The organism is Syntrophomonas curvata, assembly GCF_052976825.1.
On record NZ_CM129641.1, the window covers coordinates 2,696,521 to 2,720,939 of the forward strand.

The window sequence follows — 24,419 nt, forward strand, 5'->3', positions numbered from 1 at the left end:
TTCCTCCCCAAACAATTATTAATAATTATTATACCCGCGTTCAGGCGGCAATAAAAATTAAGCCCTGAAACCGGTTAGATTTCAGGGCGTTTCGAGCAATGTTAATCCGAGCTGGCTACACCGACCAAATCGGCCTTTTCACTCTCGCTTAAGATTTTATTCATATCCAGCAAAATCAAAAGGCGACCTTCTATCTTGCCAACACCGGTCAGATATTCTGCCGTAATACCGCCTACTACCGCCGGTGGCGGTTCAATATCGCTGTTTGCCAGCCGTAATACCTCGCTGACTTCATCAACTATAATCCCTACCGTATGTCCCTCGACCTCTACCACTACACTACGGGTTTCGCTGGTAATATCTGAAGCTCCCATCTGGAATCTCTTTTTCAAATCAATAATAGGAATAATTTTTCCCCGTAGATTAATAATCCCTTCTACGAAATCGGGCGCCTGCGGTAGTTGAGTGGGTCTGGTCATAGTTATAATTTCTTGGACCTGGGTGATAGGTACGCCATATTCGCAAACCACGTCACCCTGCTTTAGCATGAATACCACCAGTTGAATTTCGTCGGCCATTGCATTCCCTCCTTTTCCACTTAACTATCCTACTTAATTTATCCTCAAGATATATATTCATTATACGGTTACAATTTCCTTTATGGTAGCAAATAATTTCTATAATTCAATTGCCGGCACATTATTAGATAGGACTTTAACATATTGAGCATAGAAAAACATGCAAATGTTAAACTAAATAAAAAGCTAGGAGGAATGATAGTAGTGAGGATGTTTAAAAAGCTGCCGGTGCAAGGTATGAGCTGTCAGCACTGCAAACATAACATCGAAACTTCGGTTAAGCAATTGGATGGCGTCAAGGAGGTAACAGCTTACTATAACGAAGGCTATGTAAATGTTGATTTTGACGACAGCCAGGTAAAACTGGAACAAATCATTCAAGAAATCGAGGATCTGGGGTTTGAGATTAAATAGGCCCCTGCCCGGAACGATTTTGCCCATTGCCGGGAAAACCGGCCCCACAACTCTGGAAATCCTGATAAATTATTCGCCTTACCTCTTACTGATTCAGGCCTTTTCAGGTAGAATTTAAATAGGATTGCAACTGGAAGGCAGGTGTCGTTGTTGGGATTTCAAGCAATCAAGACCCGTAAAATATACGAGGAAATAGTTGAGCAGTTAACTGCTATGATTACCGGGGGGGAGCTTATACCAGGCGACAAACTGCCCTCAGAGAGAGAAATGGCCGACTCCCTGCAGGTTAGCCGGGCCTCGGTGCGGGAAGCCCTGACCGCCCTGGAAGCGATCGGCATACTGGATATACGTCCGGGGGAAGGGACTTTTGTCAGACAGACTAATCTGGCCGAGGTTTTCCAGCCTCTGGCTCTGGTGCTGGCCGTGGAGAAAAATCCGGCCCGGCAGCTTATGGAAGTAAGGCGGGTGTTGGAAAGCGAAGCGGCCGCATTGGCAGCTATGCGTTCCACCCCGGAAGATACAGATAAAATAGCACAAAACCTGGATCAGATGAAAAGCGCAGCTTCGATCCGGGAAGCGGTTAAATATGATTTGCGTTTTCACTTTTCCATAGCCGAAGCTGCCCGTAACAGCGTTCTTTTACGCCTGATGAACACCGTTGCTGACCTCATGCACCATAACTTCCGGGATGACCGGGAGCAATACTACGCTGAGCCTACCAGAGCTGCCCAGGTTATAGAGGAACACGAAGCTATTCTGACGGCTATACGGGATAGAGAACCCGAACTGGCTCGCGGTAAGATGATTGAACATATAAATTGCATAGAAACCGGGCTGGAAACAGGGCGTTAGTTTTAAATTTTCTATAACCAGGGAAAGGAACTGTCCCGGCCGATTATTTTATCATGCCCATAGCCCGGTAGGTATCCTCATCCATTTCCCCGCTCGGGTTGAGATTATGCCACACCTGAAAATATTTTACGGCTAATTCGGTCATGTTTCCGTAGCGCCCGTCGGCCTTATCCAAATCGATGCCCAGTTCCTTCAGACGGCTTTGGACATATACTACCCTTTGTCCCGAAGAGCCCTTTTTTAAGGCCACCGGCTTAATATTTTCAGGAAACATCCTGCCTTTATCGACGATTCTCACGGTTGTTCCTAACGGGATCAGGGGATACAATTTCTCCACATCCCGGTTGAACATGCGGATACAGCCATGAGAGGCGTAAGTACCTATGGAATAAGGTTTATCAGTACCATGGATGCCAAATATCCCCCAGGGTACATTGAGACCCAGCCAGCGGGTGCCAAAACCATTCCCCCAGCCAACACCCTTCTGCACTACGGCCCATTCACCCAGCGGAGTCGGGGTCTCGGATTTGCCTACTGCCACCGGATAACGCCGAACCTCCTTGTTATTCTGGTAAACCGCCAGATCACGGGTATTGACATCGATAACTATCAACAGTCTTTCCTCATTTTCCTTTTCCGAGCTCAAGCAGGGCCGGGCAGTATCGAGCTCCATTAACGCTTTCCATACCTGCGGTGTTACAATGCCATCATCTTTCATACCGTGGGCCAGTTGGAACATCCTTACATAATAACTGGTATGCAAACTATACTTGCCATCAGGTTCTATCTCAAAGCCCAATTCCCGCAGACGTGCCTGTACTATCCAGACAGCTTCACCTTCCAGGTTAGGTTGACACAAATAGAGCACAGGAAAATTGAGTTGGTCTATGCGAGGTGCTGACGGCGCTTTATCTTTTACGTTTTTGGTTGGGTTAAGACCGTAAGCAGAAACACTGGTGAATAAAACCAGAATAAAAACTATACCTAGAATAGCTGCTTTACGCAATCTAACTACCTCCCGGATTTGCATTTTCACCTAGTTTGCCCCGGAAAGGTAATTTGAATAACTCTTTTCTTCAGTTACTTTGGATTGTTTGGCATCAGGGCCTGCTCAGCATAGCGCAGAGCGGTGGGAGTTATGGCACATCCGCCCGCAGCCGTTTCCCGCAAATCGGCCGGCATAAGCCTTCCAATACGGTACATGGCATCCACAACTTCATCGAACGGTATATAACTCTTTATCCCCGCCAGAGCCATATCAGCACTCGCCAGGGCATTGGCGGCAGCAGTTCCATTACGTTTGGAGCAGGGCACTTCCACCAGCCCGGCGACCGGGTCGCAGACCAGTCCCAGCAGACCTTTTAAGGCAATTGCTGCCGCTTCCAGACTGATTTCAGCATTCCCCCCCTCCAGATAAACGGCAGCAGCAGCAGCCATCGCGGCAGCCGAACCGCATTCAGCCTGACAGCCCCCTTCCGCACCGGAAAGGGTAGCATTGGCGGCAATGATCTTTCCTATTGCTCCCCCTGCAAAAAGTGCTTTCACCCCATCCTCCCGGGTATAATTCCTATCTTCCATCAGGGCTACGATAATGCCGGGCAGGATGCCACTGGCGCCAGCCGTAGGGGCAGCCACAATTTTCCCCATGGCTGCATTAAATTCACTGACTGCCAGCGCATAGGCAATTGCCTTCAGCATAGTATTACCGCAAAGATTATCCCGCTCCCGGCGAAGCTGCAGCCTGTTCGCATTCCCCCCTACCAGCCCCCCTATCGATTTGAGGTTGGGGTTCAGGCCATTTATTATAGCCTCCTGCATCACCTGCAGATTATCCTGCATCGCGTCCCAGATTTGCTGCCTAGGCCATCCGCTTTCCTCCATTTCACAGCGCACCATCAGCTCCCAGATATCAATTTCATATTGCATGCATAGGCTTATTAATTCAACCCCATTGCGAAACTGGTACACGGTTATCCTCCTTTGGCCCGGCTTTTGACTAGCGGGCGTCGATGAATACAACTTCCTTGATGGCTTTGAGCGCTCTTATTTCATCCAGCAGATCCGCTCCGGCTTCCTGGTCACACTCGATTACCATGGAAGCATCACCTCCCCGGGAAGGACGGAAAACTTTTAAAAAGGCTATGTTAATACCTCGGCGGGAAACAATTTCACTGACCTGAGCCACTACCCCGGGCTGATCCAGGTGCCGGGTTATAATAGTAGGGTACTCCCCGCTGAATTCCATATCCATACCATTGATAGAGGAGACCAGCACCTTTCCTCCTCCTACCGAAGATCCCAGCATCTCCCATAACCGGCCATCGGCAGTTTGCATGACAATTTTGACACTGTTGGGATGTATCTGCCCCAAATCAGCAGTATGGAAATTATACTCCATGCCGGCTTGCACCGCATAGTGAAACGAATCCCTGATGCGTTCATCGGCAGGGTCCATACCCAGTATACCGGCCAGGAGCGCCTTACCCGTACCATGCCCCTGCCAGGTTCGGGCAAATGACCCATGCAGGAAAAAATCCACCTTGACCGGCTCTGCACCGCATATGCGCCGGGCTATGTTGCCCAACCTGGCGGCCCCGGCGGTATGTGAGCTGGATGGCCCCACCATTACCGGCCCAATGATCTGAAAAACACTAATAGGCGTATCAATCACCCCACAACTTTTACTGCTTCTTATATTATGACCACGGGTCATCAAGAAAATAACCACAGATTGACATCGATCTAGCAATGATAGCAATCTTCTATCTTTTGCAAAGCAGGGCCAGGATGTAGCCGACAGCGGCAACCAGGATTATGGTAGCGCCGGAAGGCAGGTCAAAGAGGTAAGACAGGCCGAGGCCGGCGCTGGTGAAAATGATCCCCAGCAGCACTGCAAGCATCATCATACCCTTAAGCCCATGACTGAATTCCCCGGCTATGGCCGGAGGAATGGTCAGTAACGCAATAACCAGTATAATACCCACCGCACGAATCATAACCACTACGGTCAAGGCTACCAGGAAAAGCAGCAGCAGATTTAAAAAATCGGTTTTCAGTCCGCTTACCCGGGCAAATTCCTCATCAAAGGCCACCGCCTTGAACTCATCAAAATACCGGTAGACTATGCCTGCAATGAGAAGATCCAGCATGAATATATAGCCGATGTCGCGCACGGGTACGGTCAATATGCTGCCGAACAGATAGCTCATGAGGTCAGCGGCGTAACCGGGAGAAAGCTTGACAAATATAATACCCAGAGCCATGCCTACCGCCCACATAACCCCGATAACCGTATCTTCCCGCTGGCGGCTGCGCTGCTGCACCAATCCCATGCCCAGGGCAGACGCTACGGTAAAGATGGTCGCCCCCACCATGGGATTAAAGCCCAGGTAATAGCCCAGGCCAATCCCGCCGTAAGCCGTATGGGAAATACCTCCGCTGATAAAGACTATCCTTTTTACTACCACATAAGTTCCAATCACGCCGCAGGCGATGCTGACCAGCAGCCCCACCAGCAGGGCATTGCGCATAAACTCGAAATGCAGAATTCCCATCAGTGTCCCCCCACCCCATCATGCGGCTGCAACACCCGGTGCGGGACACCATGGGCGATTAAATCAACCGGGCAGTGGTAGCTATCCTCAATCATTTGCGGGCTTAGCTGATGCGAATGCTCATAATAGAGGGTGCGGTTCATACAGGCCAGAGTTTTCACATAGGAAGATACGGCACTGATATCATGGGATACCAGAATCAGAGTCATTTCCTGATTAAGTTCCTGTAAAAGCTCATAAAAACCGGCCGCAAAACGGCTGTCCACACTGGCCGTGGGCTCGTCCAGAAGCAGTATGCGGGGCTTCAAGGCCAGAGCTCGAGCCACCAGCACCCGCTGCCTTTCTCCGCCGGAGAGCTCACCCATCCGCCGCTTGCGCAAGGGCAGCATTTCTACCCGGGCCAGGGCCTCGGCCGCGATGCTTTTGTCCAGGTCGGAAAACCTTCTTCCTTTTTTGCGCGCCAAGCGGGCACTTATTACTACTTCCTCGACGCTTATGGGAAAGCTGCGGTCAAAAAGGGCATACTGGGGGACGTATCCCAACAAATGGCGGTTTTTATCCGCCGCCGCCCCCATTATTTTCACCTTGCCCCGATAGGGCTTGACCAGACCCAGCAGAACCCGCAGCATAGTGGTCTTCCCCCCGCCGTTGGGACCGATGATTCCTAGAAAATCATACTCGTTGACGGTGAGATTAACATTTTCCAGTACCGTAACCCCATCCATCTCTACAAAAACCTGTTCCAGTTCTATTACTTTAGTATCTTTCATTGGTTATCTCCGTTATTGGTCAGCCAGTTCCCGGGCCATAATAGTTGCCACCTGGCGCATATTATCTACATAGTCGGCAGGCAGGGGATCAAGCACTACCACCTTGCCCCCCAGTTCCGCCGCCACTGCTTCCGCACTGCGGGTGCTGTGCTGGGTGGAGGCAAAAACGGTTTTAATATGGTTCTGTTTGGCATAGTCGATTATCCGCGACATCTCTCCTGCCCCTGGTTCTTTGCCGTGCTCCTCGATACCTATCTCCTTGAGGCCGTAATCCCGGGCAAAATACCCCCAGGCAGGATGGTAAACCAGAAAACTTTTACCCCTGACGTTTTGCAGAAGTTTAGCCATCTCCTGATCCAAGCTGTCCAACTGCTTCAGGAATGATTCATTTCTTTGCTGATAATAATCCCGGTTTTGGGGGTCAAGCTTGACCATGGCCGCAGTAATGCCTTTAGCCTGCAGTTTGACCAGACGGGGCGACAGCCAGATGTGGGGGTTGTCATCAACTAACTCAATCGAGTTGGAGGAATCCACCACCAGCATGTCCTTATTGGCTGCTGTCAGGCGTTCCATCCAGGCATCTTCAAAGGGCAAACGACCTACTTTGACATAAAGGTCAGCCTTACTCAATGCCTTGAGCTGACCACTGTCCGGTTCATAGTTATGCTCGTTGGCCCCGGGAGGCATCATCACATTGACCTCCACCTTATCCCCCCCCAGTTGTTTAACGAAATCAGCCTGGGGCAGGACGCTTACAAACACTATAAGCTTATCCGTTTGCCCCCCAGAGGAATTCTGCCGGGAAGTTTCTTTATCCGCCCGGCATCCCGCCAGCAGCAGGGCCAGCATACATACCAGCCCGATAAAAATTCCCGCTCTCTTCATACTCCACATTAAACCTTCACCTACTCTTTTAACTTTAAAATCTATATTCTTCAAACTCCGGCGAGGAGTTTTCAGAATTTATTTATAAACAGCTGCGCCTTCGGGAATAACCGGAAGGGCCTTAAACCATTTACCCCGGCTCACTGCTTGCGCCGGGCCTGACATTCACGGCAGTAGCCGGTTATTTCAAAATGGTGGCTGTCCACCTCAAAGCCGTTCTCTTCAATTAATTTTTTTATTTCCCCCTGCATGGGGCAAATATCAAGCTTTACTGCATTACCGCAACCCAGGCATACCAAATGATGATTGTGCCCCTGGTTCAATTCATAGCGGGCGGGGCCATCATGCAAATCCAATTTGCTCACTATCCCTAATTCAACCATCAGGTTGATATTGCGATAGACCGTAGCCACCGATATCCCTGCCTCTATCTTTTTGACCTGTTCCGCGATTTCTTCAGCACTTAAGTGTCTGGAGCTGTCAGCCAGCACCTGCAGTATAATGCGCCTCTGAGGGGTAATTTTATATCCCCGGGCAGATAATTCATCCATTAGCCCGGCCATGATAATTCCTCCCAAATAGTAATTATTCTTAATTGCAATTATATTGCATTTAGTCTGCGCCAGCAATAAGTAAATTATGCAAAAAAATCCCGGTCAGAGTATGGCCGGGATGTATAAAAACGACTTTTAAGCTATGCTTTTAAAGCATCCGTATCAGTTCCTGCCCGTCGGTTACAGGCTGCCGGCAGCTAGAGCCCTCACATAAATAGGCAGCGGCTTTCCCATTTATAAGAGTCATATTTCTAACAAAGGGGGCGATTTCATCCAGTTCCTGGTCAGCCGGGTTTTTAAGCAGGACCACACTGTCGGGGAGGAAGCGGTGATTGATAATGTCCAGCAAATCCCGGGTATCTTCCTTCTCGATTTTTCCCACGATAACGATCTCTTTGCCCGTTTGCTTGCAGTAAAGGGCCGCGGTAAGAAAAAAAGTATAGCCGGTCGGATACTGGTTAATTGCCCCGGCAAAAGTGCGCAATGCTTCTTCGGTTTTCACCTCCAGCAAGTTGTCGCCGATGAGCCGGCCCAAACGCAGGAAATTCAAGGCAGCAAGGGAATTGTCTGAAGGGATGGGGCCATCATATGCTTCTTTGGGCCGGGCGACCAATCGTTCAGCATCACTGCCGTAAAGAAACAGGCCACCGCCGTCATCATCCCAAAAATGCTTGAATAGATCTTTGTTTAGCTCCTGGGCCGTTTTCAGATATTTAGCGTCAAAGCCAGCCTGATAGAGCTCCAACAGCCCCCGTATCATAGCCGCATAATCCAGGGCATAGGCTGGGTACAGCGCTTCGCCGTCACGGTAGCGGGCCAGGAGTCGGCCGTCATCACGGCGTAGTTTATCCAGAATAAAATCAGCCGCTCTTGCGGCAGCTTGCAGGTAGCGCGGTTCATCCAAAATTCTTGCCCCCACCGCCAGAGAAGCTATCATCAATCCGTTCCAGGAACTTAGAATTTTATCATCCCGGTGGGGATGGATGCGCTGCTCGCGGCTTCGAAACATCTTCTCCCTTAAATTATCAATCCGGGACCATTCTTCCGGGTCGGGCAAAGCGCCTATCAGATTGGGTATATTCTTCCCTTCGAAATTCCCCGCTTCATCGATGCCATAACAGCGACAGAAATAGGTCCCGTTATCTTCACCTAACACCGCTTTTACCTCCGCCGGAGTCCAGACATAGAATTTACCCTCCGCCCCCTCGGAATCAGCATCCTGAGCGGAGTAGAAAGAACCTTCCGGTGAGGTCATATCCCGCAGGACATAATTAAAGACTTCCCTCGCCACCCGGGCATAGATCTCTTTGCCGGTAATCTGATAGGCTTCCAGGTAAGCCAGGGACAATAAGGCATTATCATAGAGCATTTTTTCAAAATGCGGAACCAGCCAGCACCGGTCGGTAGAATAGCGCGCAAAACCACCTCCGATATGGTCGTAAATCCCCCCCCGATACATGGCCTCCAGGGTTTTTTCGACCATTTGCAGGGCACCATCGTCCCCAAAATAATAGTAATAACGCAATAAAAAATATAAATTATGGGGTGAAGGAAACTTGGGAGCGGTGCTAAAACCACCCCAATCCTGGTCGAAAGCCCTCTCCAGATGCTGGCGGGCGGTCTTAAAAATTCCTTCCTTTAAATCCTGGCCAGAAGCCTCGTCATTGCGGTTCAACAGTTCGCTCAATCTCTGTCCCGAATCCTCAATTCGATGGCGCTCATTTTTCCACAACTCTGCCATACGGGGTAAAAGTTCAGTTAACCCCAGCATCCGATGCCGGCTTTTTTTGGGTATATAGGTAGCAGCAAAAAAAGGTCTTTTATCCGGGGTCATAAATACGGTCAGCGGCCATCCCCCCTGCCCGGTCAATACCTGGCAGGCCTGCATATAGATATGATCGATATCGGGGCGCTCTTCCCGGTCCACCTTGATTGCTACAAAGTCGCGATTAAGCAAATCCGCAACTTCATTATCCTCAAACGACTCCCTCTCCATGACATGGCACCAATGGCAGGTTCATCATAGTAGACAATTCAGCTATACCCAATAGATAGGAAAACAGGCTTATCTTCAAGCCGTGCTTTCTCCAATGCTTCCTCTCCCCACGGATACCAGTTCACCGGATTATAAGCATGTTGCAGCAGATAGGGAGATTTCTCATTGATTAACCTATTGGGTATTTTCTTTTGACTGTCCACATGACCACCTCCTTTCATAACAATGGACGTACCTACGATTGCAAATACGTCCGAGCAAATAGCTTATTTGAAATTTTTATTCTAATATCGTCTCCATTTTGTACCATAATTATGCTTTCCAGAATGGTACGTTATAATTCGTTTCTACTTGTATTATCCGTTGTGGTAGTGATGTGATCGAAAAGCCTGATAAGGCTTTCATCTTTTCAGCCTTAGATAATAGCTGGTTATTATTTGTACGTTTATGAAGTTCATATATCTCATTGGCGGTATTATTGATCAAATTCTCTTTTTTTCTTTCCAACCATTCTTCTCGGCCATAATCAACCAATCTCGTAGGCATCATTGAGCAAAAGATAATGCTCTTTTTTGCTTTGATAAAAGCTTTTCTTTCTATTCTATAAGAGTCTGCAACACTCTTAAACTGTTATGGAGTGAAGCGTAAGGGGCATTAGGGACCAAAAACCCCAGCAAACGAACTTGGCTAGCCACATTCAGTGCCTGCCGCAACACAAGACGCGGTCTTAAAACCCTTGTTTCCGACAGCCCTGACGGCCGGTTCAGGGACAAAAATCAAGGCCCCTCTCCTCGGGGCCTTCGCAGATCCTTGCTTGGCTCTATAATTTAACATTATTGCATCGGTGCCTGGAAATTTTGGGACTGCTGCTGTTGCACAGCCTGCAGGCCTTTATCGAAATGCTGCTGTTCAGCAGGGTTAAGGACAAAAAGGAGTTGCTGTAATTCGCCTACATGGTGCCTTTCTTCGTCAGCTATGTGGGTCAGTATCTTTTTGACCCTTTCATCGTCTGTAGCCATAATATGAGCTTCGTAGCCGATTATTGCCTCCAGTTCACCGGCTATGTCTACCCGCAAGGCCTGGATCAGCTCAGCCGGAGATAATTTCTTGGGCACATTGGCCACAAAGGGGTCGCCCAGTAAAGCCATATCTACCATCCTCTCTTGTTTCTGGTAGTATTCCTTAGCCGGCTCATATATATTCGTCCTTTAGGCCTTTTTCCCGTTAGCGGCAGAAACGGGCTGCCTTTCTTTCGTGGATAAAAAGGGGGCGGCCAAGTACTGCGGTTTTTTCATCCGGGATACCACAACCGGAAAATAATATAAATGAGGCCATAGCTATGGCCTCATTTTCATACAGTTTATCCTGCTTTACATTATTTTATTGGGCTTGTTGGTAAAGTACAGTATAAGGCTGCATCGGCTGCAGCAAATTGCGGTAGCAGTTTTAATTACCGGTTCAGCCTCATCGTAAGCTGGTTCACAGGCATTACACTGAACCCTGCTTTCGTAAAATGTCTGGTTTTTGCAGTGCGGACAACTGATGCTAATACCAGCCATTTGGTAGCGACTGGGCTCCTCAGGTTCTGACAGCGGCCGAAATATGGACAACTGATGTCACCTCCACTAATGTCCTGATAACTAAATTATACTTAATAAATGCCATAATGACTAATTATTATACTGAGCCCACCGCTGTCCGTTTATGTATGTACCGCCCCTTTAGAAGCCTTCCGGAAGTGAACCGGGCATTGTTACCCGCCCCGGTTTCATCTGATATTTGGCAGGTATAACCGGCCCTTTATCGGTATAAGGGGCATCCGGAACATAAGCCGAACCGTTAAGTACCCGGCGTACCCCATTGAAGTGCTCGCCATACCAGTAGGTAAAACTGTCGGTGAGACCGATAGCAGTCGGGTAGCCCTTGACTGTATGTATAATAGTCGGTTTGCCATTGAACTTGCCCATATATAAGGCCACATGCCCAATATAGCGATTACCCTGACTGTCTTCTTTCCAAAAGGTAAATATATCTCCCGGCTTAAGTTTATCGGTGCCCATCAGCACATGTTTGGTATTACTGCCAGGCTGGTGCTTTACGTAGACTCCGCTTACTGCCTGACCTACGCTGTTATACTTACGGGCAGCCGAGGTTATGCTGTAACCAAAGTCCTTATAGACCAGGGAAACAAAGTTGGAGCAATCGATGTAACCGGTGTCCCAGTATTTTTTATGTCCGTAGACCATATAGCCATATTTCATGTACCAAACCGCCCGTCCTACCAGAGCATGGGCCGGGCTGTCGTCATAGACTGCCCGAAAGGATTTGACCGCAGCTAAATCAGATTTGGTATCGGCAGATGCCGCCAGGGTCAAATTCTTTTCTTCTTGGGCAGCTACTTTGGGCTTATCCTGTTTCTGTGCTGTTTGGCTGGTTTGAGCAGTGACTGGCGGCTTATCAGCCTGCTTGGATATGGTACTCTTCTGATCGGGTAAAGTCGGCTTTGCTGTGTTATTGGCCTTTCCGCCTTGATTCCCGGGCTCCTCCCTGGGAGCAGGCTTAACCGCTGCCACCGGCTTCGGCCTTGCATCGCTGACCGCAGCAGAGGACCTGGAGCTATCAACATAACGGGGGATATAAACGCTTTCGCCACTGGGGAAGGTCACCCGGGGGAGACTGTTTTCTGTAACCTTTATAGTGGAATTACGGTTGGATTTCAACTCACTCCCTGATACAATCGGCCTTAATCCATACCGGCAATCAGCGGGGCTGGAAATGATCTTAATAAATGGTTGCGCCACTATGGTTCTGGCTGGCGTAGCCATCAATCCCAGGGTAAAGACCAAAACGGCAATTACAGTTAGAGCTTTCTTTTTCATGATATACCTCCTCGCAAATCCTGTTTGTAATGTTTTTCCATATAGCCCATCTAGTGTTAAAGCCTATATATAATGGTTCTTTCCCCTTTAAGTTATCCCTTTATGTAAATTGTGCCAGTTTATTTCAATACTTTTGGAAGTATAGATAGGTGAAAGCGAGGCAAGCTATTAATGTGCTCAACACAAAAATATTAACGAAAGGAGCAAACCAAGCATGAACATCAATCAGATGGAACTGCAAAGTCTAAGACACTTAATCGGCTCGCATGAAACTTCGGAAAAGAAATTAAATTTTTATGCTTCTCAAGCTCAGGACCCACAGGTGAAACAAATGTTTCAGCAGTCCGCTCAATCAGCTTCTCAGACCCGTCAAAAACTATTAACTTTTTTGGGATAAGGAGATGAAAAAATGCAGCATATGAACGATAAGGAAATGGTAAACGACATTCTTTCCCAGGTAAAGAGTAGTCTCACCACCTATACCAGCAGTATAAGTGAAACCTCGAATCAACAATTGCGTCAGACTTTGCAGCAGATCAGAAACTCCGACGAACAGTTCCAATATCAGTTATATCAATTGGCAGAGTCCAAAGGATTTTACAAACCTGCGACCCAGGCCGATGCCAAGGATATTCAGCAGGTAAAATCCACGGTCAGTTCTTAAAAATAAAAGCCCGGAGGTTAAGCGCATGTCCATAGGGACACAAACTGAACCATGGGCTTCGGGGAAGGCAGGCAGCAGATCGGCTGTCTGCCTTTACTTGTAAACCGCTATTTTTCATGTTATGCTCCGCCGTTCCGGAGTAGCGTTCCTCACGTTCTCCGGACCTGGGTCCGCGCAGTAAAGAGGTACGGCAGCTCTGGTCTTTGCAATAAAGCGGGCGACATTTGTCACCGAGGCTGCAACCGTGCCTTTGGCCCGGGTTTTTAATTTTTATGCAGTGTTTCCGCCAGAGCCAGATCGTCATTAAACATGTTTTTATATGACAAGCCGATGATTATGAGACAACCTATAGCAGCACAGGCAGTCATCATTATCATTACTACAAACTGATAACGTACGGCTGACTGCGGATTCATACCGGCTATAATTTGACCGGTCATCATACCGGGCAGACTTACCAGGCCGACTACCATCAAGGAATTGATGCTGGGAGTCATTCCCGCCACCAGAGCTTTACGGGCATAGTTCATTATGGCCTCCCAGGGGGTGGCGCCAAAGCACAGCAGTTGCTGCACCTCTTCTCTATGGCCGTTGATTTCACTGTACATGCGATCCAGTGAAAGAGCAATGGCATTCATAGAATTGCCCAGCAGCATCCCAAAGATGGGTATCATAATTTGAGCAGAATACCAGGGATGGGGGGAGATCACCAGTACCAGCACGATAACCCCGACTATAAAAGTACTGACCGTAAGAGCAATAAAAGATCGCCAAACCTGGTTGGAAGGTGCACTGATTCTACGGGTCGCCTCCCGGCCGGCAATAAAGCTCATTAAAAGAATAATAGGAATAATGACCGCCAGCTTATTGATTTGGAAAATATAGGTGAGAATATAGCCGATCAAGGTTAGCTGGATAAATGCCCGAATAGTACCCCATACCAGGGATTTAAGCAAACCCAGCTGCAAAAGAGCAGAAATGCCTCCAGTAATAAGCACCAGCACCACACTCAGAACAAGCTGCCAGTTGGAAATCGGGATGTACCCGCTGCTCATGCCTTTTTTCCTCCTTCCAAATCCAGGATCGTAAGGTTCGGTAATGCTTCCAGATCCGCATCCTGATGAGATATCAATACTATGGCCCGCCCTGTTTGTTCGCTTACCCAGCCTGCTGCCAGGCTGATGACCCGACCCCGGCTGGCATTGTCCAGCGAAGCAGTAGGTTCGTCCAATAACAGCACTTCAGGTTTTATGAGTAAGGCTCTTATCAGGGCAACGCGTGCGGCTTCCCCCCCTGAAAGGTTATGCGCCTTCTGCGGTAACAGGCCGGCAGGCAGCAATAATTGGCTCATATAGTCTCCAACCAGCGATTCATCGTATGGGGATGTTATGTTTTTAATGCTGAAGGGCAGGCGCAGGTTATCCTCCACAGTTCCTTCAAACATAACCGCTTTCTGGGGTACATAATGAATTTTCCGTCTCCACTCCAGCGCCGATATCTCCCGGGAGGACTTACCTTGGTAGAACAGTTCTCCCCGCTCTGGTTTTACCAAACGGGCCAAGATTCTAAGCAGGGTCGATTTACCTGTTCCCGATGCTCCTTTTATCGCCAGTATCCCTCCCGAACCCACCTTGCCTGATGCCGCCAGAAAACGCTCTTTACTATCAAACCGGCGGTAGATGTCCTTAAATTCCAAAAGCGTGTTCATTGCCCGCACCTCTTCACCAATTATTCCCATAATTCAGTCATATGTGAAGCTAAACTCAATAAACATGTTAATAAATCTTAGGGAAGGAGACAAACATGAAAAGAGTAATCAGTTACATTTTAATCGTTCTTGGGTTCAGTTTCACTTTATTCAATTCTACACCAGGAGCAAGAGCCGAAGCTATCGCCCCGGAGGAAACACCGGTAACTTCAGTAATCCTTAGAAGCATTGATATCTATCTTGATGGCGAGGAAGCCCCTTTAAATTATGCAGCCTTTATAGATACCTGGGAAAGGGCGGTCATTTCATTAAACGATTGCAGCCTTGTTTTTGGTACCCAGATTGAGATAATAGACGCCCGCCTGTTGCTGCGCAAAGGGTCAATAGAATTCCTGCTTGAAGAGGGAGAATATTTGCACCTGCCACCAGCCCGGGTTGATGAAAACCCTGAATCCACGGTTAAGCTGGACGAATTCTATCTTCCTATGCGATTTGTGGCTGAGCAGTTGGGTTATACCATCAGCTACAACAGTCGGGCAGGGGCTATCATCCTGCGCAGTTCGGATTATCAGGGGCCCGACCCCCAGTTTGCTCCTCCGGCCCCACCGCAGCTTCCGGCTAATCTACCCCGCTGGGGAAGCCTGGCCGAAGCACCGGTGATGGCAGAACTATGGCCGGCGGAAGATATAATCGGCGGCTACTATACCAGTATTGCCGGCAGCCCGGCATCGCGCAACCATAACATCAATCTCTCCTGCAGCAAACTAAATGGAGCCATCGTCAAGAGCGGTGAAGTGTTTTCCTTCAATCATACGGTAGGCCAAAGAACGGCTGCGGGAGGATACCAGACTGCAGGAGTAATTGTCGGCAAGCGCCTGGTGCCCGGTATCGGCGGAGGCGTATGCCAAACATCCTCCACCCTTTATAACAGCGTTTTGGAATCGGGGTTACCGGTTCTGGAAAGGCATGCGCATAATCTGCGGGTGGGATATGTTCCAGCCAACCGGGATGCTACCGTATCCTGGGGAACAGCGGATATGAAATTCAGGAACAACAACCCCTATTCTCTCAAAATCCTGGCCCAGGTCTATGGCAATTATGTGATTTTTGCCATAGCCGCAATCCGGTAAACCGGGAAATAACCTGCTTCTTTTATGCCATACTAATTACAGCTTGGTTTAAAAAAGCACAGCTTTAATTAGGAGCCACATTTACGTTTTAAATTGGCAAATCTGTGGTTTCTCATTATTCGGAGGAATGGGATGAATGAAGTAAGGGATTTTATTACCGGGATTAATTACTGGCCCATTAATAAGGCAATGTACTGGTGGAGCCGGTTTGACCCCGGAGAGGTAGAAGCGGATTATAAACAATTGGCCCGTTTCCGCTTTCAGGTAGTACGTATTTTTCTCCAATGGGAGGATTTTCAACCCGCTGCCGACATCATATCCCGGGAAGCGGTGTCCAATTTAAAAAAAGTAGCCGACATTGCCTATGCAACTGGCCTTAAGCTTATGCCCACATTTTTTTGCGGGCATATGAGCGGAGTCAACTGGTTTCCTGGGTGGATGCTGAAGGACTATGACAGCCCCCAACGTTTTCCCGTATACTCGGAAGGAAGATTGGTGCAAAAAACCATACGCAATTATTACAGTGATGATGAGGTAATTAAGGCTCAGACTCTGCAGATAGAGGAAATATGTGCAGCGCTCAGGGGTCACCCGGCAATTTGCGCCTATGACCTCGGTAACGAAGCCTCCAACTGCGTTGTGCCTCCTGACCGGGATAGGGCCCGGCAATGGCTTGGGGTCATGAGCCGTCAGGTGCGGGAATACAGCGGCGGCTGTCCCCTCACCCTGGGCATGCATGCTGAAGATTTGGAGGAAAACCGTCAGCTTTGGCCTCAGGATGCAGCAATTTATTGCGATTTCCTCTCCATGCACGCTTATCCGTTTTATCTGTCCTGGGTAGAGCAAGAACTGGAATTTCGTCTTGTACCCTTTTTGGGTATGATTACGGCCTGGCTGGGGGGAAAGCCGGTAATGCTGCAGGAGTTCGGGGTACCTACCTGGCCTAAACTGCACCCGCTGATGCAGGACTTGGAAAAGACTCAGCTCAAGTCTTCATTGTTCAATGAAAAGGAGGCCGCCGACTATTACCGGAAAACCCTCTCCCTGCTTCCAAGCCAAAGCTTGACGGGGGCCTTAGCTTGGTGTTATGGCGATTATGCCCCCCACTTATGGCCTCTGCCGCCGCTTAGGCAAAACCTTCACGAACGCTGCTTTGGCCTGTTTCGCCATGACGGCAGCGCCAAACCAGGTACTGCTGCCTGGGCTGCATTAATCGGAAATACCCCGGATGTATCCCGGAGCCGACATATCCCATGGCTGGAAGACTGCAGAAAAGAGGATTTTTATACCGACCCTCGGGGTAATCTGATAAGACTATTTGCCCGCTACCAGCAGCACCTGTCCCGGAAAGAGGAAGTCTAAATCCCTGTAACACACTGCCCATAAATGAATCTTCTGCTGGATTATTATTCTGGATTTGGTGAAAACTTAGAAATATTACTATTTGGAAGCAGGAGTGAAAGATATGAAAATAGCTTTGTTGTCACCAATAGCCTGGAGGACACCTCCTCGGCACTATGGCCCCTGGGAGCAGGTGGTTTCTTTACTGGCAGAAGGTCTGGTGCGGAAGGGGGTTGACGTTACCCTATTTGCCACCGGTGATTCGCACACCTCGGCCCGGCTGGAGTATATTTGCCCTTTTCCCTATGAGGAAAACCAGAGCATAGACCCCAAGGTATGGGAGGCCATGCATATAGCCTATCTTTTCGAACGGGCAGACAGATTTGATCTCATCCATAACAATTATGATTTTATGCCTTTATCGTATAGCCGACTGATTGATACCCCGGTACTAACCACCGTTCACGGTTTTTCTTCCCGCAAGATACTGCCTGTTTACCGGGAATATAACCGGGATAACTTCTATGTCTCCATAAGCGATGCTGACCGCAGCCCTGAGCTTGATTATCTGGCTACCATATACCATGGCATCGCCCTGCAAGAATTTACCTTGGTTGAACAGCCCGGAGAATATTTGCTTTACTTCGGCCGTATCCATCCGGACAAAGGGACTGCGGAAGCTATCGAGATTGCCCGCCGCTATGGCATGAAGCTTTATATCGCAGGTATTATCCAGGATAAGGATTATTATAATATACAGGTTGCCCCCCATGTGGACAACCGGAACGTGTTTTACCTGGGATCGGTCGGCCCCGGGCAGAGGAATCAGTTGCTGGGCCAGGCCTATGCACTGCTTCATCCCATCCACTTTGATGAGCCGTTCGGCCTTAGCGTAGTAGAATCCATGGCCTGCGGCACCCCGGTAATAGCCTTTCGGCGGGGATCAATGCCGGAAGTCGTCAATCACGGCCATACCGGGTTCCTGGTCAATAACACATCAGAAGCCTGCGAAAAGTTGGCGCTGATCGCCAACCTGGATCGAAGGGACTGCCGCCATTGGGTAGAACTGGGTTTCAGTCAGGAAAGAATGGTAGATGATTATATCGCCATATACGAGCAGATTCTGGCTAACCGGAATTAAGGCAGCCTCCGCAACCGATTTTCATATAAGCATAGCACTTTGAGCTGGTTCCCCTTCCTCCTTAGCTCAGCGGTGGAGTAAGGAAAAAAACCGAGTAGGTGCCTGCGCCTACATGGGAGCCAATGGCCGCCCCTATCTCCGATATGACGAATTCCTGGCAGCCGAATTTTTCTTGGATTAACTGCTTTATCTCCAGGGCGCCTTCCAGGTCATTGGAATGGTTAATACCTATCAGCTGTTCTGACAGTCGGCAGCCTCTTTCTTCCATTATTTCGAGCATTCGTTTTTTAGCCTTCTTAAGGCCATGAGATTTCTCCAGCGGATGAATGTTGCCCTCCACAAAATGGGCGATCAATTTAATATTGAGCAGGTTGCCCAGGGCGGCAGAAGCGGCGCTTATACGGCCTCCTCTTTTAAGCATGTCGAAGTTTCCAACAATAAAGATATGCTGAATGCGGGCTATATTATCCTTAATTCCGGCAATCACCTCATCCTTTCCTTTGCCGGCAGCAATGTCATGCGCCGCCTTGATCACGGTCAGTCCGTAACCAACAGAGGCACTCCGGGAGTCTATGACGGTTATCCTCCGGGGATCAACCACATCCCGGGCTACGCAAGCTGATTGATAGGTGCCGCTGAGACCTGAAGAAAAGGCAATATAGATAATCTCATCATCACCTTCTGCCATAACCCGTTCAAATTCCTCTTGGAATTCTGCCGGCGTAATCTGCGCCGTCATGGGAACTACACCGGGTTCGGCAATCAAGCGGTAGAATTCAGGGGGATTGATGCTCAAACGGTCCCGATAGGTTTTATCCTTTATGGTAACTGGCATGTAAAACATTTTTACCTGCAGTTGTTCAAGAAAATCTGTGTCCAGATCACAAGCATTGTCGGCATACAGACGTATTTTACCCATAAAAATACCCTCCCGCAACCATATTCACAGCCCGTAATATAATGCATTTTACTACTTTTACGATTTACATACAAGAACTATAATTGGCATAAATTCCCTATTAATGGCTATTAGGCATAAGCTATTGACAATGGATTCCTCTGACCCTAAATGACAAAACACCACTCTTTTTAAACGAGTGGTGTTTTACCTTCTCTAACCCTTTTACCCCCCAGGCCAGACTCAGTACAGCCTACAGAGCTTTCGTCCGGGTAAGCTTGTAGTACTGATTAATAAGGTTGTCCAGCAACTTACTTTTTTTCAGTACATCATCATCCTGCAAACCCCTGCATTCACCCTGATAGTTCAACTGAGCCCGTAGTTTCTCAATCTCTTGCATCAGCTTTTCCAGATCTTCCATCACATGCAATGCTCCTTTTACTATTTGGCCGGGGCTCGTCATTATGATAACCCGGGTTAGCCAATCTTGCAATACAACATTTGGACTATATCAAGTCCTAATTTTATAAGGGACTGATGTTTCCCATGATAAACATAGGGCTTTAGGCTAACCGATCTTATTGGTCTTGGTCCATATATTCATTCTCTGGGCTTCTTTTATCAATTCATCACGGAAATCAGGATGAGCTATGGAGATTAGCTCTTCTGCCCTCCACCAGGTAGGTTTCGCCCTCAGCCTTACAGCTCCGTATTCGGTCACAATATAGTCTACCATCTGTCTGGGGATAGTAGTTATCGATGAAGGAGCAAATGTAGGGACAATACGTGATTTGAGATTGCCGTCCTTATCTTTGAATGTGGAAGACAAACATATGAAGCTCTTGCCGTCCTTGGCCCACTGCGCCCCCATTACAAAGTCCCACATCCCGCCATTGCCAGAAATCTGGGCAGTATCATTGCTCTCCCCGTTAACCTGGGAGTAGAGGTCTACTTCTACCGCATTGACAATAGAAATAAAATTATCCAGGCCGGCTATAACCCGGGGATCGTTGGTATAGCTTACCGGATAGGAAGTACAGGCGGGGTTGTTATCCATAAAGTCATACATCCGCTGGCTGCCAATAGCAAAGGTAAAAGCCACCCTGCCCCGGTCAAAATTTTTAGCCATTCCGTTCATGCGCCCGGCTTCTAACATATCTACATAAGCATCCACAAACATCTCGGTGTGACCGCCCAGATTCTTCAAATCAGAATCAGCAATAGCCGTACCTACCGCTCCGGGCATACCGCCGATACCCAATTGGATGCAGCAGCCGTCATAAATATACTCCATAAGATGACCGGCAATGGCCTTGTCTATTTCATTGGGCTGGATACCGGGCAGGTCAGGAAGTTTCTGGTCGTCAGGGGCCTCAACAATATAATCAACCAGGCTTATGTGCACCGATTCTTCGGCCCCTCCCAGGCAATAAGGCTGGTTTTTATTAACCTCGACAATTACTATATCGGCCACTTCCATATTGGCCAAAGTCTCAGAATTCTGTGGCCCCAGATTGAAATAGCCGAATTTATCCATGGGAGTAACCTGAGCAATAGCTACATTCCGGTGAGGAGCAATATTCTCCCGGTAGAGTTTGCAGGCGTCGTGATAAAGAATAGGAACGTAGTTGCATAAGCCATAGGATTGCAGGATGCGGGATACCTTGCTGAACTGCCAGTCATTGTAGATGAAACTGCCCTTTGCCTTGGCTACCTCCGGTACTGGTGGTACTGTCACCGCACAATAGACTTGAACATCTTTAAGGTCGGTTCTTTTGGCCAGAGCTTGGTCACAGACTACCGGTTTGCCGCAAAAGAAACCATAGTCCAAAATATCCCCGGATTTTACAACACTCACTGCTTTTTCTGCACTAACCAGTTTTTGTTTGTACTCTTCTGTGTACATTTGAAAATCCCCCCTAATATTTATGCCTTTAATATGCAGCTTGGGTAAATATTACCCGCTGTTTTATATTATAGCTTAGCTTACTTTATATGTATCTATCATAAAATTATGGGAGACAGTAAAGGACAGTTTTAATCACCGGCATTGCCTGAAAGCCAGCAGCATTAATTCATCAATTTTGGAAATAATCTATATATCTGACAGATGAAAGGATTTTACGTACATGTTGGGGCAGATATGTAGATTTACGGTAGTCGGAATCCTAAATACGGTCATTGATTTTGGAATATTCAATATCTTGATTAGTCTAAGCGGTATGAAGAGCGGGTTGTTTTTACTGCTGATAAACATGGCGGCGGTCACTACAGCAATCATCAACAGCTTCATTTTAAATCGTGTCTGGACTTTCAAATCCAGCGAACCTGCTTATGGTATACAGTTTCCCAAGTTCATATTGGTTTCCCTGACCGGAATGCTGGTCAATACAGCGACCGTAGGTCTTTTTGCCTTACTCTCGCCAGCGCCTGACGCCTCCTATCTGATGCTTAACGCCGCCAAATTAGTGGCTGCGGTTTTGTCAGCCAGCTGGAATTTTATGTTCTACCGTTACTGGGTTTTTAAAAAAGACAGCGCCGAATCGGAACATAGATCTTACCAGCCCAGTCTCACCAGCATAATCATTCCGGCCTATAACGAGGCTACCCGGCTTCCCCAAAGGCTGCACAACCTGGCATCGACCTTGCCATCCCGGTTTCCGATTGAAATTATCGTAGTCGACGATGGCAGCAATGACTCCACGCGGGAGAAAGCTCAGGCTTTTTGCGCCAAACATCCTCAGGTTTCATGCCTTTCCCATCCCCGCAACCAGGGAAAAGGCAAAGCAGTACGAACCGGTATACAGGCTGCCAAGGGAGAATTCTTAATCTTCTGTGATGCTGACGATACCTTCACACCCCAGCACATTGAAGCTTTACGCAACCAATTGCAGGCCGGAAGTAAAATCGCCATAGCCTGCCGCCATAGCTACGGGAGCCAGCGAATGGAAGGCGAATCCCGGCAGCGTCGCCTGCTGGGGCGGGCCTTCAACCTGCTGGTACAGGCTCTCCTGCTTCCCGGTATAAAGGATAGCCAATGCGGTCTAAAAGGCTTCCACTGCCAGGCCGCGCAGGACATCTTCAGCCGCCAACGCCTTAATCGTTTTGCCTTTGATGTGGAAGTTCTGGTGCTGGCCCGGGCTCTGCAATATGAAATAGCTGAACTGCCGGTTAAAGCCACAGATTGTGCAGGCAGCCGGGTTAACCCGCTGCTGGCTCCGGCCCAGATGCTGCTGGATCTTTTTAGTATAAAGGCCCGATTGTTTTTCAATCTCTACGCCCTTCCCGGCGGCAATCAGGCTATGCAGCAGTGCGCCTTTGTTCTGGCCGCTTTTACTGCCGCTCTGGGCTTGCGTTTACCCTGGCTATGGGAGATACCCCGCTTTATAGATGAATTAAAAGAAGTAAGGTTGTCTTATCTGATATATGCCGGGCAGCTTTTACCCCTGCATAACGCTGCCTGGGATATAGGCGCCATGCATAATTATATTATGGCCGGCTTTTTTAAGATTCTGGGACCCAGCATATACGTGCCCCGTTTATATGTGGCTGTAACTGCGGCCCTTACCGTTCCCCTGATATATTACCTGGGCAGTCGTCTCTTCGGCCGCCGGACAGGCTTACTGGCTGCCGCCCTCCTGCTTTTTAACGGCATGCACATCCTGGTAACTCATATGGCCTGGTCAAATTGCACCACCCCTTTCTTTTTTACCCTGGCCCTGATTGCCACTATCAAGGCGGAGGAGAAAAAAAGCGGGCCCTGGTTGGTTCTGGCTGCCCTTGCCTGGGCTGCCGCCCTGCAGACCCACTCCTCAGTGATAGTATATCTCTTGGCCACCGCTTTCTACTTACTGCGGCCGTCATTTCGCCAGCAGGTTAAAATCAGCCCCCGCTGGTACTTTGCTGCTGCCCTGGCTCTGCTGGCCGGTTATGCCAACATGATTTATTTCAATATCATCTCCCGGGGCGGCAGCCTGCGCTGGCTCAGCCACAAATCCTACACCCTGGAGCAGGATCCCGGAATTTCATCTTATATTTTGAATTGCTATAATATGGCTGTTCAATTACTGCGCACCCTAAGCTCGACCTATAGCCATCATGACCACCTGCTGCAGTATCTGGTTCATCCCTTCTTCAGTCTGTCCCTGTTGCTGTTGCTGACAGGGCTTATTGTAGCCTGGAAGCAAAAGAAGGTGTTGCCGTTATGCTGTATAGCTGCCGCTTTTCTAATAATACCCAACCTCAACGAACGCTACGGTTTTTTCCTAAACACCCGTTATATCATGCCTGTATTTATCTGCGCCTTGCTGCTTATGTCAGCCGGGGCAGTTCATCTTTATGATTGCATGCATAGCCTGGTTAGAAGCCAAAGAGGCATCCGGGCCCTGGCCATAGCCACCGCTGCCATGCTGGTATGCCTTCAATTCGTCCCCTACTATAATTATTGCCGCAGCAAAGAAGTCACCAATGAATCCAACCGTCTGGCTCTGAATGTAATAGCACAGACCGAGCAGCTCTCGTCCGGGGATGATTACCTGGTGCTGCTGGATCAGGGATTATCTCTGGAAAATGACCCCCTCCCATACTTGCTGGGGTTCAAGCAGCGTGCTTACCTTAAGACCAGTATACCGGGCAATTTTAAGTCGGATGATGAGGTTAATTCCTGGCTCACTTCCCTTGGCCAGGACAGTAGCCAATATATCGCTGTACTGACTGCTGACAGCTACAGCAAGGTAAAGACCCTTATACAACCTGGCCGGGCAGATTCGTTTGCCTGCATGATTACCTTTCCCCGGCCCGCCGACCGGGAGCGAAAAATATATGTGGTAGAACTCAAAACCGGTAAACAAACAAAAAGACCCGGGCCAACCCAGGATTTAATCAGGTAAGGCACGGTACCCTTTGAGATGGTTGGGATTAACCGCCATGTAACCCAGTACTGTACCACTAGTGTTTCATCAGGTTACAGTGTTACATCTATTTCACACCCCATAAGCAGCGGCTTGGTTGGTTAAATCCGGTCACAGCCGGTAGATTGTGATTTTTTTCTCCTTT

At 48.6% G+C, this 24,419-nt stretch carries 26 protein-coding genes; 8 read left to right on the forward strand and 18 right to left on the reverse strand.

The annotated features are described in order from the left end of the window. Positions 1–101: 101 nt before the first annotated feature. On the reverse strand, positions 102–578 hold the full coding sequence (locus ACU70B_RS12335; RefSeq protein WP_447183820.1) for a chemotaxis protein CheW: 477 nt from the start codon (positions 576–578) through the stop codon (positions 102–104). Between the two features lie 210 nt (positions 579–788). Between ACU70B_RS12335 and ACU70B_RS12340 the strand changes: the two genes are divergently transcribed. Together ACU70B_RS12340 and ACU70B_RS12345 are read left to right on the forward strand one after the other, a co-directional pair. Next, the gene (locus ACU70B_RS12340) at positions 789–992 is read left to right on the forward strand and encodes a copper ion binding protein (protein ID WP_447185775.1); all 204 of its coding nucleotides are present in this window, start codon (positions 789–791) and stop codon (positions 990–992) included. Positions 993–1,142: 150 nt separating this feature from the next. Beyond that, entirely contained in the window at positions 1,143–1,844 is a 702-nt protein-coding gene (locus tag ACU70B_RS12345) for a FadR/GntR family transcriptional regulator (protein ID WP_447183821.1), read from the forward strand. A gap of 43 nt (positions 1,845–1,887) precedes the next feature. Here the strand turns inward: ACU70B_RS12345 and ACU70B_RS12350 are convergent, their stop codons facing one another. The 12 genes from ACU70B_RS12350 to ACU70B_RS12405 all read right to left on the reverse strand — a co-directional run bounded on the left by ACU70B_RS12350 (position 1,888) and on the right by ACU70B_RS12405 (position 12,482). Beyond that, positions 1,888–2,850, reverse strand: coding sequence for a L,D-transpeptidase family protein (locus tag ACU70B_RS12350; RefSeq protein WP_447183822.1), 963 nt, complete (start codon positions 2,848–2,850; stop codon positions 1,888–1,890). Positions 2,851–2,924: 74 nt separating this feature from the next. Beyond that, entirely contained in the window at positions 2,925–3,812 is an 888-nt protein-coding gene (gene sdaAA / locus ACU70B_RS12355; protein WP_447183823.1) for an L-serine ammonia-lyase, iron-sulfur-dependent, subunit alpha, read from the reverse strand. A gap of 28 nt (positions 3,813–3,840) precedes the next feature. Then, entirely contained in the window at positions 3,841–4,515 is a 675-nt protein-coding gene (gene sdaAB, locus ACU70B_RS12360; protein WP_447183824.1) for an L-serine ammonia-lyase, iron-sulfur-dependent subunit beta, read from the reverse strand. Positions 4,516–4,606: 91 nt separating this feature from the next. Next, entirely contained in the window at positions 4,607–5,398 is a 792-nt protein-coding gene (locus tag ACU70B_RS12365; RefSeq protein WP_447183825.1) for a metal ABC transporter permease, read from the reverse strand. Then, the gene (locus tag ACU70B_RS12370; RefSeq protein WP_447183826.1) at positions 5,398–6,168 is read right to left on the reverse strand and encodes a metal ABC transporter ATP-binding protein; all 771 of its coding nucleotides are present in this window, start codon (positions 6,166–6,168) and stop codon (positions 5,398–5,400) included. Before ACU70B_RS12370 ends, ACU70B_RS12365 begins: the two co-directional genes overlap by 1 nt. A 12-nt stretch (positions 6,169–6,180) precedes the next feature. Next, on the reverse strand, positions 6,181–7,062 hold the full coding sequence (locus ACU70B_RS12375) for a metal ABC transporter solute-binding protein, Zn/Mn family (RefSeq protein ID WP_447183827.1): 882 nt from the start codon (positions 7,060–7,062) through the stop codon (positions 6,181–6,183). A 131-nt stretch (positions 7,063–7,193) separates the two neighbouring features. Next, on the reverse strand, positions 7,194–7,616 hold the full coding sequence (locus tag ACU70B_RS12380; RefSeq protein WP_447183828.1) for a Fur family transcriptional regulator: 423 nt from the start codon (positions 7,614–7,616) through the stop codon (positions 7,194–7,196). Positions 7,617–7,755: 139 nt separating this feature from the next. Next, a complete protein-coding gene (locus tag ACU70B_RS12385) occupies positions 7,756–9,603 on the reverse strand; it encodes a thioredoxin domain-containing protein (RefSeq protein WP_447183829.1) in 1,848 nt (615 codons plus the stop codon). Positions 9,604–9,641: 38 nt separating this feature from the next. Further along, the gene (locus ACU70B_RS12390; RefSeq protein WP_447183830.1) at positions 9,642–9,806 is read right to left on the reverse strand and encodes a DUF255 domain-containing protein; all 165 of its coding nucleotides are present in this window, start codon (positions 9,804–9,806) and stop codon (positions 9,642–9,644) included. Positions 9,807–10,436: 630 nt separating this feature from the next. Next, complete coding sequence (locus tag ACU70B_RS12395; RefSeq protein WP_447183831.1) at positions 10,437–10,751, reverse strand: demethoxyubiquinone hydroxylase family protein; 315 nt, start codon at positions 10,749–10,751, stop codon at positions 10,437–10,439. A gap of 222 nt (positions 10,752–10,973) precedes the next feature. Then, positions 10,974–11,213: a hypothetical protein gene (locus ACU70B_RS12400; RefSeq protein WP_447183832.1), complete on the reverse strand. Its 240-nt coding sequence runs from the start codon at positions 11,211–11,213 to the stop codon at positions 10,974–10,976. 111 nt (positions 11,214–11,324) lie between these two features. Continuing rightward, positions 11,325–12,482 (reverse strand): NlpC/P60 family protein, encoded by a 1,158-nt coding sequence (locus ACU70B_RS12405; RefSeq protein ID WP_447183833.1) that lies wholly within the window; start codon positions 12,480–12,482, stop codon positions 11,325–11,327. Between the two features lie 214 nt (positions 12,483–12,696). On the opposite strand from ACU70B_RS12405, the gene ACU70B_RS12410 reads away from it, so the two are divergent. Both ACU70B_RS12410 and ACU70B_RS12415 read left to right on the forward strand, forming a co-directional pair. Continuing rightward, positions 12,697–12,879, forward strand: a complete 183-nt coding sequence (locus ACU70B_RS12410; RefSeq protein ID WP_447183834.1) for a hypothetical protein — start codon at positions 12,697–12,699, stop codon at positions 12,877–12,879. 21 nt (positions 12,880–12,900) lie between these two features. Beyond that, the gene (locus tag ACU70B_RS12415; RefSeq protein WP_447185776.1) at positions 12,901–13,146 is read left to right on the forward strand and encodes a spore coat protein; all 246 of its coding nucleotides are present in this window, start codon (positions 12,901–12,903) and stop codon (positions 13,144–13,146) included. A gap of 263 nt (positions 13,147–13,409) precedes the next feature. Here the strand turns inward: ACU70B_RS12415 and ACU70B_RS12420 are convergent, their stop codons facing one another. Both ACU70B_RS12420 and ACU70B_RS12425 read right to left on the reverse strand, forming a co-directional pair. Then, positions 13,410–14,201: an ABC transporter permease gene (locus tag ACU70B_RS12420; protein WP_447183835.1), complete on the reverse strand. Its 792-nt coding sequence runs from the start codon at positions 14,199–14,201 to the stop codon at positions 13,410–13,412. Continuing rightward, a complete protein-coding gene (locus ACU70B_RS12425) occupies positions 14,198–14,854 on the reverse strand; it encodes an ABC transporter ATP-binding protein (RefSeq protein ID WP_447183836.1) in 657 nt (218 codons plus the stop codon). The genes ACU70B_RS12420 and ACU70B_RS12425 overlap by 4 nt, the downstream gene beginning before the upstream one ends. A gap of 95 nt (positions 14,855–14,949) precedes the next feature. On the opposite strand from ACU70B_RS12425, the gene ACU70B_RS12430 reads away from it, so the two are divergent. The 3 genes from ACU70B_RS12430 to ACU70B_RS12440 all read left to right on the forward strand — a co-directional run bounded on the left by ACU70B_RS12430 (position 14,950) and on the right by ACU70B_RS12440 (position 18,466). After that, the gene (locus ACU70B_RS12430; protein ID WP_447183837.1) at positions 14,950–15,984 is read left to right on the forward strand and encodes a VanW family protein; all 1,035 of its coding nucleotides are present in this window, start codon (positions 14,950–14,952) and stop codon (positions 15,982–15,984) included. A gap of 132 nt (positions 15,985–16,116) precedes the next feature. Further along, a complete protein-coding gene (locus tag ACU70B_RS12435) occupies positions 16,117–17,346 on the forward strand; it encodes a glycoside hydrolase 5 family protein (RefSeq protein ID WP_447183838.1) in 1,230 nt (409 codons plus the stop codon). 103 nt (positions 17,347–17,449) lie between these two features. After that, on the forward strand, positions 17,450–18,466 hold the full coding sequence (locus ACU70B_RS12440; RefSeq protein WP_447183839.1) for a glycosyltransferase family 4 protein: 1,017 nt from the start codon (positions 17,450–17,452) through the stop codon (positions 18,464–18,466). A gap of 61 nt (positions 18,467–18,527) precedes the next feature. Here the strand turns inward: ACU70B_RS12440 and ACU70B_RS12445 are convergent, their stop codons facing one another. The 3 genes from ACU70B_RS12445 to ACU70B_RS12455 form a co-directional block, all read right to left on the reverse strand. Further along, a complete protein-coding gene (locus ACU70B_RS12445; protein WP_447183840.1) occupies positions 18,528–19,385 on the reverse strand; it encodes a DegV family protein in 858 nt (285 codons plus the stop codon). A 232-nt stretch (positions 19,386–19,617) separates the two neighbouring features. Further along, a complete protein-coding gene (locus ACU70B_RS12450; RefSeq protein WP_447185777.1) occupies positions 19,618–19,785 on the reverse strand; it encodes a Spo0E family sporulation regulatory protein-aspartic acid phosphatase in 168 nt (55 codons plus the stop codon). A 147-nt stretch (positions 19,786–19,932) separates the two neighbouring features. Further along, positions 19,933–21,270 (reverse strand): acetyl-CoA hydrolase/transferase family protein, encoded by a 1,338-nt coding sequence (locus ACU70B_RS12455; protein WP_447183841.1) that lies wholly within the window; start codon positions 21,268–21,270, stop codon positions 19,933–19,935. Positions 21,271–21,493: 223 nt separating this feature from the next. Between ACU70B_RS12455 and ACU70B_RS12460 the strand changes: the two genes are divergently transcribed. Continuing rightward, on the forward strand, positions 21,494–24,253 hold the full coding sequence (locus ACU70B_RS12460; protein WP_447183842.1) for a glycosyltransferase: 2,760 nt from the start codon (positions 21,494–21,496) through the stop codon (positions 24,251–24,253). Positions 24,254–24,419 lie beyond the last annotated feature (166 nt).

Coding starts and splice junctions, on each gene's coding strand:
- ACU70B_RS12335 (WP_447183820.1), bottom strand. CDS start 578: ATGGCCGACGAAATTCAACTGGTGGTATTCATGCTAAAGCAGGGTGAC.
- ACU70B_RS12340 (WP_447185775.1), top strand. CDS start 789: ATGTTTAAAAAGCTGCCGGTGCAAGGTATGAGCTGTCAGCACTGCAAA.
- ACU70B_RS12365 (WP_447183825.1), bottom strand. CDS start 5,398: ATGGGAATTCTGCATTTCGAGTTTATGCGCAATGCCCTGCTGGTGGGG.
- ACU70B_RS12370 (WP_447183826.1), bottom strand. CDS start 6,168: ATGAAAGATACTAAAGTAATAGAACTGGAACAGGTTTTTGTAGAGATG.
- ACU70B_RS12375 (WP_447183827.1), bottom strand. CDS start 7,062: ATGTGGAGTATGAAGAGAGCGGGAATTTTTATCGGGCTGGTATGTATG.
- ACU70B_RS12380 (WP_447183828.1), bottom strand. CDS start 7,616: ATGGCCGGGCTAATGGATGAATTATCTGCCCGGGGATATAAAATTACC.
- ACU70B_RS12385 (WP_447183829.1), bottom strand. CDS start 9,603: ATGGAGAGGGAGTCGTTTGAGGATAATGAAGTTGCGGATTTGCTTAAT.
- ACU70B_RS12395 (WP_447183831.1), bottom strand. CDS start 10,751: ATGGCTTTACTGGGCGACCCCTTTGTGGCCAATGTGCCCAAGAAATTA.
- ACU70B_RS12405 (WP_447183833.1), bottom strand. CDS start 12,482: ATGAAAAAGAAAGCTCTAACTGTAATTGCCGTTTTGGTCTTTACCCTG.
- ACU70B_RS12410 (WP_447183834.1), top strand. CDS start 12,697: ATGAACATCAATCAGATGGAACTGCAAAGTCTAAGACACTTAATCGGC.
- ACU70B_RS12415 (WP_447185776.1), top strand. CDS start 12,901: ATGAACGATAAGGAAATGGTAAACGACATTCTTTCCCAGGTAAAGAGT.
- ACU70B_RS12420 (WP_447183835.1), bottom strand. CDS start 14,201: ATGAGCAGCGGGTACATCCCGATTTCCAACTGGCAGCTTGTTCTGAGT.
- ACU70B_RS12425 (WP_447183836.1), bottom strand. CDS start 14,854: ATGAACACGCTTTTGGAATTTAAGGACATCTACCGCCGGTTTGATAGT.
- ACU70B_RS12430 (WP_447183837.1), top strand. CDS start 14,950: ATGAAAAGAGTAATCAGTTACATTTTAATCGTTCTTGGGTTCAGTTTC.
- ACU70B_RS12435 (WP_447183838.1), top strand. CDS start 16,117: ATGAATGAAGTAAGGGATTTTATTACCGGGATTAATTACTGGCCCATT.
- ACU70B_RS12440 (WP_447183839.1), top strand. CDS start 17,450: ATGAAAATAGCTTTGTTGTCACCAATAGCCTGGAGGACACCTCCTCGG.
- ACU70B_RS12445 (WP_447183840.1), bottom strand. CDS start 19,385: ATGGGTAAAATACGTCTGTATGCCGACAATGCTTGTGATCTGGACACA.
- ACU70B_RS12450 (WP_447185777.1), bottom strand. CDS start 19,785: ATGGAAGATCTGGAAAAGCTGATGCAAGAGATTGAGAAACTACGGGCT.
- ACU70B_RS12455 (WP_447183841.1), bottom strand. CDS start 21,270: ATGTACACAGAAGAGTACAAACAAAAACTGGTTAGTGCAGAAAAAGCA.
- ACU70B_RS12460 (WP_447183842.1), top strand. CDS start 21,494: ATGTTGGGGCAGATATGTAGATTTACGGTAGTCGGAATCCTAAATACG.